The organism is Candidatus Megaera polyxenophila (assembly GCF_029982035.1).
Lineage (GTDB): Bacteria > Pseudomonadota > Alphaproteobacteria > Rickettsiales > Rickettsiaceae > Megaera > Megaera polyxenophila.
The window spans coordinates 1,577,884-1,596,009 of sequence record NZ_CP104166.1 but is presented as its reverse complement, the minus strand read 5'-3'; the positions used below and the strand labels follow the sequence as shown (position 1 = coordinate 1,596,009).

At 34.3% G+C, this 18,126-nt stretch carries 15 protein-coding genes; 3 read left to right on the top strand and 12 right to left on the bottom strand.

The genetic code is table 11. The annotated features are described in order from the left end of the window. Positions 1-163: 163 nt before the first annotated feature. Positions 164-1,003 carry a metal ABC transporter substrate-binding protein gene (locus N3Z16_RS08355; RefSeq protein ID WP_282486145.1) on the bottom strand — a complete coding sequence of 280 codons (840 nt, stop codon included), beginning with the start codon at positions 1,001-1,003 and terminating at the stop codon, positions 164-166. Beyond that, positions 1,000-2,205: a CCA tRNA nucleotidyltransferase gene (locus N3Z16_RS08350; RefSeq protein ID WP_282486143.1), complete on the bottom strand. Its 1,206-nt coding sequence runs from the start codon at positions 2,203-2,205 to the stop codon at positions 1,000-1,002. The genes N3Z16_RS08355 and N3Z16_RS08350 overlap by 4 nt, the downstream gene beginning before the upstream one ends. 306 nt (positions 2,206-2,511) lie before the next feature. Between N3Z16_RS08350 and N3Z16_RS08345 the strand changes: the two genes are divergently transcribed. Next, the gene (locus N3Z16_RS08345; RefSeq protein WP_282486142.1) at positions 2,512-3,201 is read left to right on the top strand and encodes a hypothetical protein; all 690 of its coding nucleotides are present in this window, start codon (positions 2,512-2,514) and stop codon (positions 3,199-3,201) included. A gap of 112 nt (positions 3,202-3,313) precedes the next feature. Here the strand turns inward: N3Z16_RS08345 and N3Z16_RS08340 are convergent, their stop codons facing one another. The 3 genes from N3Z16_RS08340 to N3Z16_RS08330 are packed head-to-tail and all read right to left on the bottom strand — an operon-like array spanning position 3,314 to position 5,969. Then, positions 3,314-4,081: a 3'(2'),5'-bisphosphate nucleotidase CysQ family protein gene (locus tag N3Z16_RS08340; RefSeq protein WP_282486141.1), complete on the bottom strand. Its 768-nt coding sequence runs from the start codon at positions 4,079-4,081 to the stop codon at positions 3,314-3,316. Positions 4,082-4,088: 7 nt separating this feature from the next. Beyond that, positions 4,089-4,973 carry a bifunctional 5,10-methylenetetrahydrofolate dehydrogenase/5,10-methenyltetrahydrofolate cyclohydrolase gene (locus N3Z16_RS08335; protein ID WP_282486140.1) on the bottom strand — a complete coding sequence of 295 codons (885 nt, stop codon included), beginning with the start codon at positions 4,971-4,973 and terminating at the stop codon, positions 4,089-4,091. Then, positions 4,974-5,969: an NAD(P)/FAD-dependent oxidoreductase gene (locus N3Z16_RS08330; protein ID WP_282486985.1), complete on the bottom strand. Its 996-nt coding sequence runs from the start codon at positions 5,967-5,969 to the stop codon at positions 4,974-4,976. A 223-nt stretch (positions 5,970-6,192) separates the two neighbouring features. Here N3Z16_RS08330 and abc-f point away from each other — a divergent pair, with 223 nt between their 5' ends. After that, on the top strand, positions 6,193-7,992 hold the full coding sequence (gene abc-f / locus N3Z16_RS08325) for a ribosomal protection-like ABC-F family protein (protein WP_282486139.1): 1,800 nt from the start codon (positions 6,193-6,195) through the stop codon (positions 7,990-7,992). 186 nt (positions 7,993-8,178) lie between these two features. Next, complete coding sequence (gene gltX / locus N3Z16_RS08320) at positions 8,179-9,510, top strand: glutamate--tRNA ligase (RefSeq protein WP_282486138.1); 1,332 nt, start codon at positions 8,179-8,181, stop codon at positions 9,508-9,510. A gap of 228 nt (positions 9,511-9,738) precedes the next feature. Here the strand turns inward: gltX and N3Z16_RS08315 are convergent, their stop codons facing one another. The 7 genes from N3Z16_RS08315 to pdhA all read right to left on the bottom strand — a co-directional run bounded on the left by N3Z16_RS08315 (position 9,739) and on the right by pdhA (position 18,044). Beyond that, complete coding sequence (locus tag N3Z16_RS08315; RefSeq protein ID WP_282485558.1) at positions 9,739-11,052, bottom strand: IS5 family transposase; 1,314 nt, start codon at positions 11,050-11,052, stop codon at positions 9,739-9,741. 225 nt (positions 11,053-11,277) lie between these two features. After that, positions 11,278-12,669, bottom strand: coding sequence for a class II fumarate hydratase (gene fumC, locus N3Z16_RS08310; RefSeq protein ID WP_223939426.1), 1,392 nt, complete (start codon positions 12,667-12,669; stop codon positions 11,278-11,280). Between the two features lie 39 nt (positions 12,670-12,708). Beyond that, a complete protein-coding gene (locus tag N3Z16_RS08305; protein WP_282486137.1) occupies positions 12,709-13,338 on the bottom strand; it encodes a histidine phosphotransferase family protein in 630 nt (209 codons plus the stop codon). Positions 13,339-13,377: 39 nt separating this feature from the next. Beyond that, a complete protein-coding gene (gene lpdA / locus N3Z16_RS08300) occupies positions 13,378-14,766 on the bottom strand; it encodes a dihydrolipoyl dehydrogenase (protein WP_223939428.1) in 1,389 nt (462 codons plus the stop codon). Positions 14,767-14,796: 30 nt separating this feature from the next. Beyond that, positions 14,797-16,044 carry a pyruvate dehydrogenase complex dihydrolipoamide acetyltransferase gene (locus tag N3Z16_RS08295; RefSeq protein ID WP_223939429.1) on the bottom strand — a complete coding sequence of 416 codons (1,248 nt, stop codon included), beginning with the start codon at positions 16,042-16,044 and terminating at the stop codon, positions 14,797-14,799. Between the two features lie 30 nt (positions 16,045-16,074). Beyond that, a complete protein-coding gene (locus N3Z16_RS08290) occupies positions 16,075-17,052 on the bottom strand; it encodes a pyruvate dehydrogenase complex E1 component subunit beta (RefSeq protein ID WP_223939430.1) in 978 nt (325 codons plus the stop codon). An 11-nt stretch (positions 17,053-17,063) separates the two neighbouring features. Next, entirely contained in the window at positions 17,064-18,044 is a 981-nt protein-coding gene (gene pdhA / locus N3Z16_RS08285) for a pyruvate dehydrogenase (acetyl-transferring) E1 component subunit alpha (protein ID WP_410519488.1), read from the bottom strand. Positions 18,045-18,126 lie beyond the last annotated feature (82 nt).

The window sequence follows — 18,126 nt, the reverse complement described above, 5'->3', positions numbered from 1 at the left end:
CTACACCTTCTTGATAAGAAGCAAGCAACTTTAAAGCATTATCAATGTCTTTTTTGTTAAAAACTTTATGTATGAAAAACCTCAGTCTATTAATCATACACCACAATAATTAAAATTTCCCTGATCATCATTAATAACTTTATTCCTACCTAGTAATAATAATCTATTTACATACATTTAATTGATTAATCATTTTAGAATATTTATCAATAAATATTCCGTCAACACCCCCCAAATTTTCGTTTAAAGTCCAGTTTTCACTATCAAATTGAACAACTATTTTGTTATATTTTTTATATAATTCAGCATTCTGATCAATTTCTAATATTATACATTTTATATTATCAGAGCTTAGCGCATCATCCAATTTTTTCATATTTTTTAAGCTAGTGTTGGACGTTTGAAAAATATGCAATTGCGAATTTTTTATGGATTTAAAAAAATGTTCCAAACTATCACTTAGTAACGCTACAGAGGCAAGGTTTGCTAGTTTATACTTTTTTAATTTATCAAGTTCATCAATTTTAATTAATGCTTCTTTTAAATTTTCCTGAACGTTGGGTTTTATTTCAGGAAAAGCCTGGATAATAATTGCTGCGAGTTGTTTTTGAAGCTCTTTAGCATTTTTTAAATCGAGCCAAAAATGCCAATTAACTCCCCCTTCGATACTCTTAAAATCAATAGAATCAAACTCACTAATCCTCACTTTTTTGCCACGGTAATTAGAAAGTAACGGAGAGATTAAGCTATCAAAATCCTCATCAATGTAAATAATCATGTCAGAATTATCTATTGCTAATTTATCACTTGGTTTAGCATGATGATGATGTGGGCAGCCCCCTGCTTTATCCAACACTACAATATCAGCTTTATCTTTTGTCAACATGGAAACAAGACTTGCTATCGGAGTTATAGTCACTACAATATTTGGGTTAGCATATACAAAAGTCCTACCAGAAAAAATTATTATTAGAGCTATTACCAATTGTATTTTATTTTTCATCTTTTTTGCTTCAACATTTTAATTAAATTGTGCTTTGTTAACTCGAAATTACTTTTAATCCATTTTTCTTTTAAATATCTAAGCTCTCTCCCTCTTTCGGTAGGGCTAATTCCAAGAGCTGCAATATCCCCTCCATTAAGTGGAAAAAGCTGTTTTGGCTGGTTTTGCAACTGTAAAAAAACATTTTCAATTTTTTCTTTTTCTTCACATAACGCCGCTAAAAAAATAAAAAACTGCGCAAAATTATCATTCTCGATCCAGATTTTTCTTAAAAAACTTTCCTCTATATTGTCATCCTTTATAGCTAGTAATTTATCAATATGGCGAGCTTCAGCTCTAGAAAATTTTAAGTTAATTAATTGGGTATAACTAATACCATTATTACCTAGAGCAAACAATAAAGCATATTTAGTTTCATTACTCAATAATACATCTAATCTTTTTGCTATCTCTTTGCCAAGCGCAAATTTTTCAAGGCCTGAAATATGAGATATTGGAAGAACTTCCTGTAAAATAGAGCAATCATTCATTAAACCAATTATATCACAGTAATTCGGCAAGCTGAGAATCAAATTAAGTTCTGATTTTATTCTTTCTCTAGATAATTTTTTTATAAAAGACCTATATTTTATACAAGCCTCTAGGCTATTTTGATCCATCTTTTTGCCAAATTTGCCAAAAAACCTAAAAAAGCGTAATATTCTCAAATAATCTTCTTGAATGCGTAACTCTGGGTCACCTATAAACTTTACACACCCTAATGTTAAGTGTTCAATACCATTGAAATAATCATATACCTTCTCTTCAAACGGACAATAACTTAACGCATTAATTGTAAAATCCCTGCGAAGCGCATCAATGTAGAAATCTTTAGCATATTCAACTTTAGCATGTCTACCATCCGAGCTTATATCTTTTCTTAAAGTCGTTACTTCAAATAGCTCTCCATCATATAATATAGAAACAGTACCAAATTTAATACCTGTTGGAATTGCCTTATGCCCTAACGCTCTAAAAACTTTTATTAGCTCTTCTGGCAACATTGTAGTTATAATATCAACATCCTGGGATTCTATGCCTAGAATAGCATCTCGGACTACACCACCAACTAACCTAGCTTTATGGTTTTTAGAATTTATAATTTCTAAAACAGATAAATAGTTATTTGAGTTTATACTTAGCTGCCTTTTTAGCTCTACCATCTAGAAATATCTATTTAAAATTAGTTTATATTTTAGGTTAAATAATAGTATTTAGCCATTCTATTCTTATGTCCTCCTAATTCATCGATTAAACTATTGGTATAATTTAATCACCTTGATTGTAAATAATTAATTTTTTTAAACAATTTGAAGCAAAATTATCACAATAGAGATAAGAAGTTTGAGGAGCAAGTAGTAAAATTGTTGATTATTTTTAGCTTATTTTTTATATTGCTAACCTTCAACAATCTTTCAACTCAAACGCTATTTGATTGATAACAAAATTATATAGAAAAAGTAAAAATTATGGAAAAAAAATTATTGAACACCTTTAGTATACTGGCAATTTCTACTTTCATTAGTACTACTAGCTATGCTGATAATATGACAAAAAGCAAACTGGCTATTGGTGCTAATGTTGGCACAACTGGATTCAGTCTTGAAGGAAGAACACCATTTACTGAGAATCTATATGGGCGCATAGCAACTAATTACTTCTATTACAAACACTCAATGAAAAAAGGTTCGCTAGACTATAAAGGAAAGTTGAATCTATTAACAGTTCCATTACTGCTTGATTATCATCCATTTCCAGAATCTGGTTTCCGTATTTCTGCAGGTATTGCTTATAATGATAACAAAGTTACTGCTACCGCAACACCTAATAAGCCAGTAACAATATATAATACCACCTATCAACCAGCTAGCCTAGGTACGGTTAAAGCAAAATTAACTATGACCAATAAAATTGCTCCTATATTTGCTATTGGATATGATAGCTCTTTTATTAACAATAAATCTTGGAGTTTTAACGCAGAAGCGGGAATAATGTACCAAGGCAAAGAAAAAATAAAAGTTTCTGCCACTGGTTATGCAGCTCAGCAGCAAAGCACAATTGATGACTTGAATCGTGATGCTAATGCCGCTCTTAAACGCGTTAAAAAATATCTAAAATTCTTCCCAGTAATTTCTATTGGTTTTAAATATAATTTTTAAATTAGCACGTTAAACATTCCCTAAGATAGTTGGTACAGTATACCTGATTTTAATATCTAATAGTAGTCCTTATTTATGCCTAGCACAGGATAAGGACTAAACTTAAATCTTTCTAGTTATCAAGATATCTATATTTCTGATTGAATGCTATAAAGTCGGGATTTTTAAAGTGATTTTTTGTGTTATATAATAAAGTTTTACCGGTATTATTATCTATTACTGTACCTCCCGCCGCCCTTATAAGAGCATGACCTGCTGCAGTATCCCATTCCATTGTTGTACCAAATTTAGGGTACACATCCGCAGAACCCTCAGCAATCATACAAAGTTTTATAGAACTTGGTATACTAATTACTTCAGAAAAACCGTTATCCTGAATATATTTTTCAGTTTTATAGTTAAAATTTCTAGAACTAACTACGGCAATAAAGTTTTTATCTTCTCTTCTTAATATTTCCACAATATTTCCATTTTTCTCCAAACAAAACTCTTCCTTATGATTTGTAAAATATAGCTTTCTAGAAGTTGGTTGATAAATTAGGCCAATTATAGGAATTTGATGAATAATCAGAGCAATATTAACTGTAAAACTATCCATACCTTTTATATAACTTCTAGTTCCGTCAATTGGATCTACAAGCCAAATCATTTCTTCACCTAATACGTCTTTCAATGGTTGTTCTTCACATATGATAGGTATTGCTTGATCTAATTTTGTTAATTCTGAATAAATGAAATTACTAATTTCTATATCAGCATTAGTAACAGGAGAACTGTCTTTTTTACGTTTAACTATTAGCCCTTCGTCTCTTAAACTTATAGATATTTTACCAGCTTCAATAATTATATCCTTGAGGTTTGAGATAAATCTTTCATCCATTATTGCTTTACTTAATGCTTTTGTTCTTATTTCTCATCATAGCTTCAAATGTGTTGGTAAGTAAATAGGCAATAGTCATCGGTCCTACTCCTCCGGGAACAGGTGTGATATAGCTTACTTTATTTTTTACTGATTCAAACGCAACATCACCCACTAATTTATAATTAGGTTCCAATCTAATTCTATTTATCCCGACATCAATTACTATAGCTTTCTCTGAAAAATATTCCGAGGAAAAAAACTGCGGCTTACCAATTGCAGTAACAACTATATCAGCATTAGAAGTAATGCTAGCTAGATTTGTTGTTTTGGAATGGCATAAAGTAACAGTAGCATCTTCTCTGTTTAATAATGCCGCTAACGGCCTACCAACGATATTTGAACGACCAACAATCGCTACATTCTTACCCTCTAGGTTAATCTGGGTAAGTTTAATAAGCTCAAGACAGCCTCTTGCCGTACATGGTATAAACCCACCGCTATAACCGCTATTTAAAACACCCACATTAAAAGGGTGAAACCCATCTACATCCTTAGCAGGATCAATAGCATTTATTACTTTTTCCTTGGAAATCTGCTTAGGCAAAGGCAGCTGGACTATTATACCTGAAATTGAATTATCCAAATTCATCCGCAAAATTTCAGCGAGTAAAGTTTTTTCGCTAATATTCTCTTCAAAGTTCTTCAATTCAGTATCTATACCTATTTTTCTTGCAGCACTAATCTTATTTCTAACGTAAATAGCACTCGCAGGCTCTGAGCCGACTAGAATGATAGCCAGTTTTGCTACCAGATTATTTTCCTTTTTTTGATATTCAATATTTTTTTTTAGCTTCTCTAATATTAGATCGGCATGGTATTTTCCATCTATTAAGATAGCCTCTTTTATCATTTACCTTTTTATTCCTTTAGTAGTTGAATATTCAAAATGTAAAGCCTTACCGTCAAAAACTCTAGAATAAGCATGGTGCAAAGCAGAAGCACTTTCTGCAAAACTAGTTAGTATTAGTTTTAGTTTACCTTCGTACGTAGCTACATCACCGACCGCATATATACCTTTTATATTGGTTTCAAAATAAGGATAATTTACTTTAATATGATGGTTATTTATATTGAGGCCAAAATCTAAAATTGGCCCTAAATTCTGAGCTAGGCCAAAAAACGGTAATAAGATATCTGCCTTTAATGGTTTTTTATTACCGTCTAAGTCAGCAACAATTACCTCTTCTAGGATGCCATCTTTTCCTATTAACCCATCAAGTTGATAATTAGTAACCATTCTAATTTTACCCAGAGCCTCAAGCTCATAAATTTTTTGTACAGTTGCAGGGGCAGCTCTAAACTTGTTTCTTCTATGGACAATCGAAACATCAGCTATTTCCGATAGCGATATTGCCCAATCAAGAGCTGAATCGCCTCCTCCCGCAATAACTATATTTTTACCGGCAAAATTTTCCCTATTTGTTACTAAATAAAAAACTGATTTTCCTTCATATGTTTCTATATTTTCTAACGGTGGCCTGTTTGGACCAAAAGATCCTGCTCCAGCAGCAATGACTACAACTTTTGCTTGTATTTCGTTTTGGGCGGAAGTCTTAAGTTTAAAAAAATCACTGCAACTTTCTAATTCAACTACCTGTTGTGATAGGAAATATTGTGGTGAAAAAGGTGCTGCTTGCTGATACAATTTATCTACAAGATTTTGTGAAATAATTTCCGGATAGGCCGGAATATCATAAATTGGTTTTTCCGGATAAAGAGCAGAACATTGCCCACCAACAGCTTCTAAGGAGTCAATTATTGCTGATTTCATTCCAAGCATACCAGCTTGAAAAGCACTAAATAAACCGGAAGGTCCTGCCCCTATTATTACAACATCAAACTGCATAGTCATTTATTACAGATAAATTTTTTATTTATTTTTACAAAATATAAAATTAAAATAAGAATGCAAGTAGATAGCGCAGCAGCTATTAACAAAAAAATATTTTAAATCCTTTGTGCAAAAATTTTTGAGTCTATTTATTCATTATTATAAAAAGTAGTTTTCGATATAACTTGCCTTATTATAGCTAAGTAGCTCTGCTAATTTTATACCAAATGTTTATACTATGACACCTATTTTTTATATTAAAGACGGTAATTTAAGTTTTGCCGATAAAACTGTCCTTTCTTCCTTAGACTTATATGTATATCCAGGGGATAAAATTTGTTTAGTGGGAAGAAATGGCTCAGGAAAATCCAGCCTAATGAAGGTAATTGCAGGAGAATACGAACTTGATAGCGGCGAATTATTTAAGAATCCAGTAACTGATATTGGTTATTTAAAACAAGATGTTATTACTGAAACTAATTACAGTATATACGAATTTGTTTTAGAGGGAGTAAAAAAGCCAGAAGAAAACAGATATCTTGCAGATATTATTCTGAACAAATTACAAATTAATGGAAATTTAAAATTAAAGAATTGTTCTGGCGGTCAAATTCGCAGAGCATTTTTAGCAAAAACTCTTGTAGACCAGCCTGATATTCTTTTGCTAGATGAACCAACTAACCATTTAGACATTACTGCAATTGAATGGCTGGAAGAATATGTAAAATCATATGCCGGAGCGATTGTTTGTATCAGCCATGACCGTGCTTTCCAGAAAAATACAACTAATAAAGTGTGGTGGATAGATAGAGCGGAGCTTAGAAAATCAAACAAGGGATTTAAGCATTATGATCAGTGGCGAGAGGAAATTATAGCAGAAGAGGAAGCTTCTCTTCGGAAGATGACCCGTAAATTGGAAATGGAAAAAGACTGGCTCAATACGGGAGTTACCGCAAGAAGAAAAAGAAATCAAAAAAGATTAGCAAATTTACATAGGTTACGAGACAGTTTAAGAACCCACCAGGTAAAGCTAAGAGATGCTAAGGCAAAATTACAGATTGAACTTAATCAGGAAGCCAAAAAGGCTCAATTTATTATAGAAACTGAGAATATTTCTTTTAATTACGAATCGAAAAACATTTTTCATAATTTTAGCTTTAAAGTAAAGAAAGGAGAAAAAATTGGAGTTATTGGGCCAAACGGTTCAGGGAAATCGACATTAATAAAAATCCTTACCAAAGAATTGACTCCCATAGAAGGAAAAGTTAAACATGGAACTAATCTCGAAATAACTTATTTTGATCAATATAGAACAGAGCTAAATAAAGAACATTCCATTAAACTGACCCTTTGCCCTAACGGCGGCGATCAAGTATTTTTAAAAAATCAAACCATGCACGTGGCCGCCTATTTAAAAAATTTCATGTTTGATCCACGAATTATCAATGACAAAGTGTCTACTTTATCCGGAGGAGAATCAAATAGATTACTCCTTGCCAAAGCATTGATTTCTCCAGGCAACTTTTTAATTCTAGATGAACCAACTAACGATCTAGATACAGATAGTCTAGAGATGTTACTTGAAATACTTGCCGAGTATGACGGTACTTTAATGATTGTCAGCCATGATCGGGATTTTCTAGAAAGATTAGTTACGAGAAGTCTAGTTTTTACAGGAGATACAATTGTAGACCTTTATGGAGGATATGAAGATTATTTAAAATTTTATAAAAAAGTTAATAACCCTAATTTAAAAACCGATAATAAAGAAAAAAAGAAAATCGACATCCCTGCTTTGGAAAGTTCAAAAAAAAGTACAAAATTAAGTTACAAGTACCAAAGGTTACTGGAAGTTTTACCGAAAGAAATCGAAGAAATAGAAAATAATATTGCAGACTTTGAAACCAAATTAATGGACGGTGATTTATATCTCAAAAACCCTGAAATTTTTTACGAATATTCTAAAAAACTCGAAGAAAACAAGAAGCTCCTTGATAACAGAATGCGCCAGTGGCTAGAAATTGAAAATATGGAATAACGTAATAGGTTTTAGTAAAAGGATAAATAAAAATAGGCATCAAATTTATTTATTGACAGTTGTAATATAACTAGATTACGATGCCTGCACAGTTAAGATTTTTATCACTTTTTCTATATAGCAACTTAAAAGGCGCTGGTTAAGAGCAGCTAAAATTATTAAGGATAAATAAAAAACCATTTTTATATGAAAAAAGTTATTACTAGATTTGCCCCTTCCCCTACTGGGTTTTTACATATAGGAAATGCACGTACTGCTCTTATTAACTGGTTATATGCCCGCAAATATAATGGCAAATTTATCCTCCGAATCGACGATACCGATATTACAAGAAGTACTGAAGAATATAAAAATGCAATTATTAGAGACCTAAAATGGCTGGGCCTAGAATGGGACGAAAGCTTTAACCAGAATAGCAGGTTAAATAATTATCTAATTGCTAAAGAAAAGCTCTTACATAGCGGAAGGCTATACCCATGTTATGAAACTCCCGAAGAATTAGCTATAAAAAGAAAACTTCAGTTATCTCGCGGGTTACCTCCTATATATGATAGGGCATCTTTAAAGCTGACTCGGGATCAAATAGCCGCTTATGAAAAAATGGGTAGAAAACCACATTATAGATTTATGGTTCAGGATTCTGAGATAAAATGGCACGATATGGTAAAAGGAATCATAAACTATCAGGGAAGTAACCTAAGTGATCCTATTATCATCCGCGGCGATGGTACTATGACTTATATGTTGTGTTCTACTATCGACGATATTGATTATAAAATATCCCATATTATCCGTGGTGAAGATCATGTCAGTAATACGGCTATTCAAATTCAAATGTTCGAAGCTTTTGGAACAAAAGCTCCGGATTTCGGGCATTTAAGCCTGGTTAAAGCTAAAGATGATAAAATCTCAAAACGGGAAGGAGGTTTCGATATTGCAAACCTTCGGGATAATAAAGGGTTAGAAGCAATGGCTATAAATAGCTTTTTTGCATTAGTTGGCTCTTCAAACAATGTAGTACCAAACTACAACCTACAACAGTTATTAGATAAATTTGATATTTCAACTTACTCAAAAAGCCCTACAACATATTTACCTGAAGAGCTAGAAATTCTTAATCATAAATTAGTTATTCACTGTGAATATCAAGATGTTAAAGAAAGACTTCATCAACTAGATCTTGATCAGGTAGATGAAAAATTCTGGTGTGCCGTGAGGCCAAATTTACAAAAAATATCCGATATTAAGGATTGGTGGGAAATTTATACAAATCCTAAAAAAGTGGAAGTTACAGATCACAATATTTTGATTATCGCTGCGGAAACTTTACCAGAAATTATTAATCAAAATACGTGGGCTAATTGGACTAAATCAATTTCTGAAAAATCTGGAAAAAAAGGCAAGGATTTATTTATGCCCCTCAGGCTTGCTTTAACCGGTATGAATAACGGGCCAGAATTAAAAAATTTACTCCCTCTTTTAAGTAGAGAAGAGATACTTAAAAGGCTCAAAATTTAATAGAGAAGTAAGTTGTATCAAACTAATTAGTCTTTCCGTCAAAATTCTAAATTTTTGATGTAGTTTTAATAATTTTAAAAGTCAATCATCGCATTTTTATTTTTTTGGGGTATTTTTTTACCAAAAATATAAAATTTAGGTGCTATGATGGCAAAAATTCACAATTTACTCATGATTCTCTCTTGAGCAATGCTAATTGCTTAAATTATTAAGATTTTCGGAAAATTATTATGCGGTGGATTCTTTGAGAATATTAGTGATTCTACGCAAATTCAAGCCAACGGCAGAGATAAGCGGATTAACGATATCTCCAATTATTCCCTTAAGGTAGTTTCTACCCATACGACCAAAATTCTTTAGATGACCTATTATCGGTTCAATTGCACTTCTCCGCTTTTGCATCTTTTTGTCATCGGTTGATAAAGCTTTCTTGGTCTTGGCGGTAAAAACCTTGCCTTTTTCTTTGAAGTTATGGCCGGTGTAACCAAGATCTACAAAAATTTTGCTAGTCTCCGGACTTAGCTTGCGCAGCTCCGATACCGTTTGATCTAAAGTATGTCCGTCGTAGGGGTTACCGTGAAAAGATTTAACCCCAAGAATAAAGTTGCCTCGGCCGCTTACTGCAATCCCGACTTTGTTACCAAATTCGTAAGGTTTATTCATTTTACCCTTGCCGATACACTCTACCTCCGGAGCATGAAAGCTATAGACTATCTTATGCTCTTTTTTATAAATATCCTTGTCCTTTTTCTTAAGCACAGACTGGGCATGAATATTTTTAACTCTCGTAAAAATGGCGCTATCCTCAGCAGATAGTTCTAATTTTGATTTTTCTATACCTCTCCAGCATATACGGATCAACCTACCTAAGCGGACTTTTAAGCTTATCATTATTTTTCTACGTTGCCTTGCTTTACTATCTTCCTTGTACTTCCAAAGCTTGATCGTCTTATATTTAAAACTCTTGGCGTATGTCTCGTTAAGCGAAATACCAAGTCGTTTACAGAGATCTACTACTTTTGCTCTTGCGGTCTCCATTAAATGTACGTCATGTGGATGTTTGATATTCTTAATCTGTACAGTCGTATCTATAATCGCCGATTCCAAGTCTTTTTTTTTGAGTGCTCCGACCTTCAGTCCTATACGCAAAAGCTCTTTTAGAATCTCTTTATATCCTTCCTCTCCCAGAGCATTGCGGAATCTACGTATAGTCGCCTCCGATACGTCAATATCTTGTTGCATATACTCATAGCCGCAAAAATATTGCCAATATATATTTTCCTTTAATTCTTCCTCCGTAAACGAATCAGAACCGTTATACATAGCTTGCAGCATTGATAGTCCTAGCATTACTCTATGATCCTTCTTATTTCTACCGAATTGCTTGATTTCAACCTTAGCTAATGCCAGCGCTTCAAGTTCAGACCAATTTACCAAATCTCTCAGTTTATATAATTTGTTTTTGCGATTTAGTTGTATAGATAATTTTTCACCAAATAATCTTTCTTGTTTTTGAGAAAAACTAATATTTTCTATAGGCATATACTTTAAAATCCATAAGCTTTATGCGCTAATTATAACATTTTCTTATGGATTTCGTAAGCCATTTATAACATGAAACCCCTTCTAATTCAGGGGTAGAGAGTTTTGACGGAGAGACTAATTAGATCAACCGCAAGGCTAGGTTTAGATTGGAAATTTTGCAGTAGATATCAGTTTTAGGTATAACAACGAAAGTGCTTCAAAGACAACTCTACAGTTAGCGATTTAAATCTTACCAACCATATGCTCTGGAACAACAAATTTATCAAAATCCTGGTCTGAAATAAAATTGAGCTGTGTAGCAGCTTCTTTGAGAGATAAACCTTCTTTATAAGCTTTTTTAGCAATTATTGCAGCCTTGTCATAACCAATATGAGGGTTTAGAGCAGTTACAAGCATCAAAGACTGATCCATAAGATACTTTATTCTATCACGATTTGGCTCTATATCCTCTATACAATGATCGACAAAACTGATAATTGCATCAGCCAGTAAATTTATAGAATGGAGTACATTCTGAATTATAAGAGGTTTAAAAACATTTAGCTCTAAATGACCATTAGATCCTCCAATCGTAACTGCTACGTGATTCCCCATTACCTGGGCAGCTACCATGGTCATAGCCTCACACTGAGTCGGATTTACTTTACCTGGCATAATTGAGGAACCCGGTTCATTCGCCGGTAAATTAAGCTCGCCTATACCACTTCGTGGCCCGGAAGCAAGTAGCCTGATATCATTTGCTATTTTCATCATACTCACGGCAAGGGTATTAAGTGAGCCGGAAAATTCCACTAACGCATCATTACAGGCTAAAGCTTCAAACTTATTTTTTGCCGTTTTGAATTTATAAGAAGTATATTCTGCTACTTCTTCAGCAAATTTCTCTGCAAAACTTTCGTGGCAATTAATTCCTGTTCCAACAGCCGTACCGCCTTGTGCGAGATAATGTACTCCGGCCAAAGATTGTTCTATTCTTTCTAAAGAATATTCGACTTGGGCAGCATATCCGGAAAATTCTTGTCCTAATGTAACAGGAGTTGCGTCTTGCAAATGGGTTCTACCTATTTTAACTATTTTACTCCATGCTTTTGCTTTTGCAGCAAGACTTTGATGTAATTTGGTTAAAGCTGGAAGTAGTTTTTCATAAGTAGTAATAACTGCCGCAATATGCATTGCCGTTGGAAAAGAATCATTTGATGATTGTCCCATATTGACATGATCGTTTGGATGTACCGGTGTCTTTCCACCTCTTTTACCGGTTAGTTTTTCATTAGCAATAGAGGCTAAAACCTCGTTCATATTCATATTAGTCTGGGTTCCAGAGCCGGTTTGCCAAACTACCAAAGGAAAATTATCACTGAGCTGGCCAGTAATAATTCTATCGGCAGCTTTTACTATTTCTTCTGCTATTTTAGAATCCAATTTACCAATTTTAGAATTAACTAACGCTGCGCATCTTTTTAAGATTGCAAGTGCCTTAATTATTTCTTTCGGCATTTTTTGATCTGCAATTTTGAAATTATTTAGAGATCTTTGTGTTTGTGCTCCCCAATATACTTCTTCACTAACCTCAATTTCACCAATTGAATCGGTTTCTTTTCTGTAACTAGCCATACCAATTCCTCTGCTATAAACCTTTATGGATGATAAATATCAAGCCTTAAGAAACTTACACTCTAGGCTATTCCTTTTTTTATTGGCGCTAATTTTATATCCGCTTTTCTCACATAAATTACGGATGTAAAATTCACGGCAATTTTTAATATTAATTTCCCTATCCTTTCTACCGGTTAGTATATCCCAAGTTTCATCGTTCAATTTCAAATCTTCACTATTAAAAGTTATTTTGGTGAAATTATTACTTGTGTCGTTACCGCAAAAGAAAGACAGTTTACCGCCACCTATACTAGCTTCGGAAATAATCATACCTAAACACAAAGACGCTTTCGCAAGCAAGCTTTCTAAATATAGCACTCCCGTTTCAAACTTTATATCTAGTTCTACCTTATTATTATTTGAGTAAAAATCCTGAAACAATTTGGTCAAATAAACAACACTCATTTGAGCATCACCATCTGGTGAAGCATAAACCCCACGAAAAACTTTAACCTTTTTTGTCAAATTGCCAGATTCTTCAATAGCCAATAACTTTGCTTTATTGCTAATATCTTTGTTATGTGTATCAATTAAGCTTAAACAATTAGAGACGGTACCAACAGAACTGGAAAGATCATGCAAAAATCTTGCATTTAATATCTGCAGTAAACGTAACTCGTCAGTCATACCCCTATCCCTTTTAATAAAAAAATATTAAAGATTACATCATATATGAATTGGTTTATTATATGCTTGTAAAACTGATTCCTGCAACATCTCTGAAAGAGTAGGATGTGGTAAAATTGCTTCAATAAAATCAAGTTCTATCCCCTCCATAGATTTAGCAATTACATAACTATGTATCAATTCTGTCACATCAGAGCCAACCAGATGCGCTCCTAATAATTCACCGGTTTTAGCATCAAAAATCGTTTTTATAAGACCCTCGCTATCGCCTAAAATCAAAGCCTTGCCATTTGCATAAAAAGGAAAACGACCTATTTTTAATTTATAGCCAGCAGCGAGAGCAGCTTTTTCAGTCATTCCAACACTTGCTATCTGGGGCGTAGAATAAGTACAGCCGGGAATATTTAATTTATTTAGCTCATGTGGCTTCTTACCAGCAATATGCTCTACTGCAATTATTCCCTCATGACTTGCCTTATGAGCAAGCCATGGCGCTCCTGCGACATCTCCGATTGCATAAATATTTGCCTCGGCTGTTTGGCATACACCATTAGTAGCTATATGACCACGATCAAGTTTTACCTTCGTATTTTCTAGACCTAAATCCTCGATATTAGCGGTTATCCCGACAGCCATCAATAACACTTCTGCTTCTACCAACATCTTAGTATAATTTTGCAAAAATGCAACTCTAACGGTGTTATTGCTAATTTCCTTTCCTTCTAGTTTAATAGCAGTATAAAATTTTATCCCTTTTGTTTCAAAAGATTTTTTTGCAATAGCTGATATTTCCTCATCTTCCATCGGTAAAATTTGCGAGGCTGCTTCAAGTACAGTCACCTGAACGCCAAGAGCATTATAAAAAGATGCAAATTCAATACCTATAGCTCCTGAACCAACAATAACCATAGATTTTGGGACTGATTCCGGTATTAAAGCCTCTCTATAAGTCCAGATATTCTTGCCGTCTGGTTTAAAACCATCTAGGATTCTTGCTCTAGCACCAGTTGCAATAATAATATTTTTTGCTTCTAAAGAAGTTTTTTGGCCTTTTCCTTCAATTAGAACTGATTTCGGACTACTGATTTTGGCAGTTCCTTCAAAGATTGTTACTTTATTTTTCTTTAGCAAGCCCTTAATACCTCCAACTAATTTAGCTGAGATACTACGTGAACGATTAACGATTTTCTTTATATCAAAATTTGCTTTTTCAGTAATAATACCAAATTCTTCTGCGTGTTTTATTTTCTGTAATAATTCAGCCGACTTTAATAAGGCTTTAGTAGGTATACACCCCCAATTAAGGCAAATACCACCAAGATGCTCTTTTTCAATAACTGCCGTTTTTAAACCTAGTTGAGATGCTCTAATAGCTGCAACATAACCGCCAGGACCACCACCAATAACTATCACATCAAATTTTTCCATATATTCTGGCCCTCTGTAAAAGATTTTTTATTAAACAAACATTAGAATCGGAGCTTCAATATATTTCTTAAAAGCTGCTAAAAATTCTGCCCCGACTGCACCATCAACTACTCTGTGATCACATGAAAGCGTAACATCCATAATAGTTCGTATTTCTACTTTATCGTCAATAATTACCGGACGCTTTGAGCTCATACCTACAGCCATGATACAACCCTGCGGTGGATTAACGATAGCACTAAAGCTTTTAATTCCGTACATACCTAAATTGGAAATACTAAACCCGCCGCCTTGAAATTCTTCAGGCGCAAGAGCATTTTCTCTCGCTCTTTTTGCTAGATCTTTCATTTCAGATGAAATTTTAACGATATCTTTCTGATCGGCATTCTTAATAATCGGAGTAATAAGCCCTCCTTCAATAGCTACAGCTACAGAAATATCAACATTATTATAGAGCATAATCGCACTATCAGTCCAACTAGCATTTGCTGCTGGTACTTCCTTTAAGGCTTTTCCGCAAGCTAAAATAATAAAATCATTTACTGATAATCTTTTATCTTTATCACTCTCAAAATTAGCATTGATCTGCGCCCGTACATTAAGTACCGAATCCATTACACATTCTATTGAAAGATAAAAATGAGGCACGGTAAGTTTTGATTCAAGCAATCTTTTAGCGATCACTTTGCGCATATTATTATTGGGAACCAAACAATATTCCTCTTTATCCCTCCTTATAGATCCTTTACTACTTTTAGCAGCAGATAAAACATCATTTTTAATTATGCGTCCATGTGGACCTGATCCAACAATATTAGACAAAGATATCCCTTCTATACTGGCAATTCTTTTAGCTAGGGGTGACGCAAATATTCGTTTATTCGTACTTACACCTTGAGCAGGAGCGTTAGGGACAGAAATGCTTGCTAGTTTCGCCTCGGCAGGTGCTTGGGTTTTTTCTTCAGCAATTTGTTCAACCGGTTTTGGGGAAGTACTAAATTTGGCAATAAAAGCCTCTACATCAGCGTCTCCTTCATCTCCTTCAACCAGAACAGCAATTAACGAATTAACCTGAACACCTTCTGTTCCTTCTGGAATAAGGATCTTTGCGATGATCCCCTCATCTACGGCTTCTACTTCCATAGTAGCTTTATCAGTTTCGATTTCTGCAATTACCTCACCTGCAGAAATTTTTTCTCCCTCTTTTTTGACCCATTTAGCAAGATTCCCCTCGGTCATGGTCGGCGATAGTGCTGGCATTAAAATTTTTATTGGCATATGAACCTTTTATCGAAATTATTCTGGAAATTACCTGTAACATGCTCTTTTGGCAGCTGCTATTATCTCTTCTACCGTCGGCAATGACATCTTCTCAAGATTCTCGGCATAAGGTAATGGTACGTCTTTTCCCGATACAACCTCTGGAGCAGCATCTAAATAATCAAAAGCTTCTCTTATTACTATAGAACTAATAGTTGCGCCGATTCCAGCAAAAAACCACCCTTCTTCCACAGATATTAACCGATTCGTCTTGCGAACTGATTCTAATATAGTTTCAATATCAAGCGGTTTTATCGTTCTTAAATCTATTATTTCGGCATCAATATTTTCTTCTGCTAAAATATTTGCCGCCTCGATTGCCATCCCAACTTGCAGGGAAAAAGCCAAAATTGTTACATCAGCCCCTTCTTTTACTATTCGTGCTTTGCCAATAGGAATTGGCTCAATAACATCTGGTATCTCAAAACTCCTACCATACATTATCTCATTTTCTAAAAAAATAACCGGATTATCATCTCTGATAGCGCTTATTAACAGCCCTTTTGCATCATCAGCACTATAAGGAGCTATTACCTTAAGCCCAGGTATATGGGAATATATTGCGGCAAAATTCTGGCTATGCTGGGCAGCAACACGGGCAGCTGCTCCATTTGGTCCTCTAAAAACTATTGGGCAGCCAAGTTGTCCTCCAGACATATAATTTGTTTTAGCAGCAGAATTAACTATTTGATCAAAAGCCTGCATCGCAAAATTAAAAGTCATGAACTCTACTATCGGCCTAAGCCCTCCAAAAGCCGCTCCAATAGCTAGCCCTGTAAATCCATGTTCACTAATTGGACTATCTATTACTCTCTTTGGCCCAAACTCCTGAAGCAGACCTTGCGTTATCTTATATGCTCCCTGGTACTCTGCTACCTCCTCACCCAGAATAAAAACTCTCTCGTCTCTCTGCATTTCCTCTTTCATAGCCAGCTGCAGAGCTTCCCTAACTGTTATTTCTGCCATATATGCACCCTTTATTTATATATATCTGTAAACAACTCGCTTTCATCCGGTAAAGGCTCTGATGTAGCAAACTCTTCCACTTCCGCTATTTTCAACTTAACTTTTTTCTCTATAGTTTTTAGATCTTCTTCGCTTGCATATTTATTATCTACGATAATATTTCTAACATCTACTAATGGGTCACGACCCTTATACTGTTCTACCTCTTCTTTTGTTCTATATTTCGCAGGATCAGACATTGAATGCCCTCTAAATCTATATGTCTTTACTTCAACAATTATTGGCCCAGCACCAGACCTTGCATAATCAGAGGCAAAAACCGCAGCATTATAAACAGCATCGACATCCATACCATTTACTTGAATACCAGCTATACCAAATGACTCGCCTTTTTTATATAATTCACCCATGGAAGTAGATCTCTTTACTGCCGTCCCCATTGAATATTCATTATTTTCAATAACATAAACAACAGGCAATTTCCACAAGGAAGCCATATTAAAGGCCTCATAAACCTGCCCTTGATTTACAGCTCCATCACCTAGAAAAGTATAGCAAATATTTTTAGTATTATTATACTTTTCAGCAAATGCAAGACCTGTTCCTATAGGCACTTGCGCTCCGACAATACCATGACCACCATAAAATTTTCCTGGAATATCAAACATGTGCATTGAACCGCCTTTACCTTTAGAACAACCAGATGCTCTACCGGTAAGTTCCGCCATCACGAATTTCGGATCAATGCCAGACATAATAATATGCGCATGATCGCGATAGCTAGTAATCATACTATCGCCTTTTTGTTTAGCAAATTCAAACCCCATAATTACAGCTTCCTGACCAATATACAAATGACAGAAACCACCTATTAACCCCATGCCGTAAAATTGACCGCACTTTTCTTCAAAACGACGAATAAGCAGCATTTTCTCATAGCATTGTACATACTGCAAAGCGCTTAATTTTAATTTATTTGGTTTAAATTCAATCATATTATTTCATTAAAATAAATAAACCTCGAACATAATAGAGGACTAATATGTTGTCAATAGTTAGGGACATATAAACGGT

What these genes read in the sequence shown, in the direction of transcription:
- N3Z16_RS08305 (WP_282486137.1), bottom strand. Translation starts at nt 13,338, where the DNA reads ATGACTGACGAGTTACGTTTACTGCAGATATTAAATGCAAGATTTTTG.
- N3Z16_RS08315 (WP_282485558.1), bottom strand. Translation starts at nt 11,052, where the DNA reads ATGCCTATAGAAAATATTAGTTTTTCTCAAAAACAAGAAAGATTATTT.
- N3Z16_RS08295 (WP_223939429.1), bottom strand. Translation starts at nt 16,044, where the DNA reads ATGCCAATAAAAATTTTAATGCCAGCACTATCGCCGACCATGACCGAG.
- N3Z16_RS08340 (WP_282486141.1), bottom strand. Translation starts at nt 4,081, where the DNA reads ATGGATGAAAGATTTATCTCAAACCTCAAGGATATAATTATTGAAGCT.
- lpdA (WP_223939428.1), bottom strand. Translation starts at nt 14,766, where the DNA reads ATGGAAAAATTTGATGTGATAGTTATTGGTGGTGGTCCTGGCGGTTAT.
- N3Z16_RS08345 (WP_282486142.1), top strand. Translation starts at nt 2,512, where the DNA reads ATGGAAAAAAAATTATTGAACACCTTTAGTATACTGGCAATTTCTACT.
- N3Z16_RS08290 (WP_223939430.1), bottom strand. Translation starts at nt 17,052, where the DNA reads ATGGCAGAAATAACAGTTAGGGAAGCTCTGCAGCTGGCTATGAAAGAG.
- fumC (WP_223939426.1), bottom strand. Translation starts at nt 12,669, where the DNA reads ATGGCTAGTTACAGAAAAGAAACCGATTCAATTGGTGAAATTGAGGTT.
- abc-f (WP_282486139.1), top strand. Translation starts at nt 6,193, where the DNA reads ATGACACCTATTTTTTATATTAAAGACGGTAATTTAAGTTTTGCCGAT.
- N3Z16_RS08350 (WP_282486143.1), bottom strand. Translation starts at nt 2,205, where the DNA reads ATGGTAGAGCTAAAAAGGCAGCTAAGTATAAACTCAAATAACTATTTA.
- N3Z16_RS08330 (WP_282486985.1), bottom strand. Translation starts at nt 5,969, where the DNA reads ATGCAGTTTGATGTTGTAATAATAGGGGCAGGACCTTCCGGTTTATTT.
- N3Z16_RS08355 (WP_282486145.1), bottom strand. Translation starts at nt 1,003, where the DNA reads ATGAAAAATAAAATACAATTGGTAATAGCTCTAATAATAATTTTTTCT.
- gltX (WP_282486138.1), top strand. Translation starts at nt 8,179, where the DNA reads ATGAAAAAAGTTATTACTAGATTTGCCCCTTCCCCTACTGGGTTTTTA.
- N3Z16_RS08335 (WP_282486140.1), bottom strand. Translation starts at nt 4,973, where the DNA reads ATGATAAAAGAGGCTATCTTAATAGATGGAAAATACCATGCCGATCTA.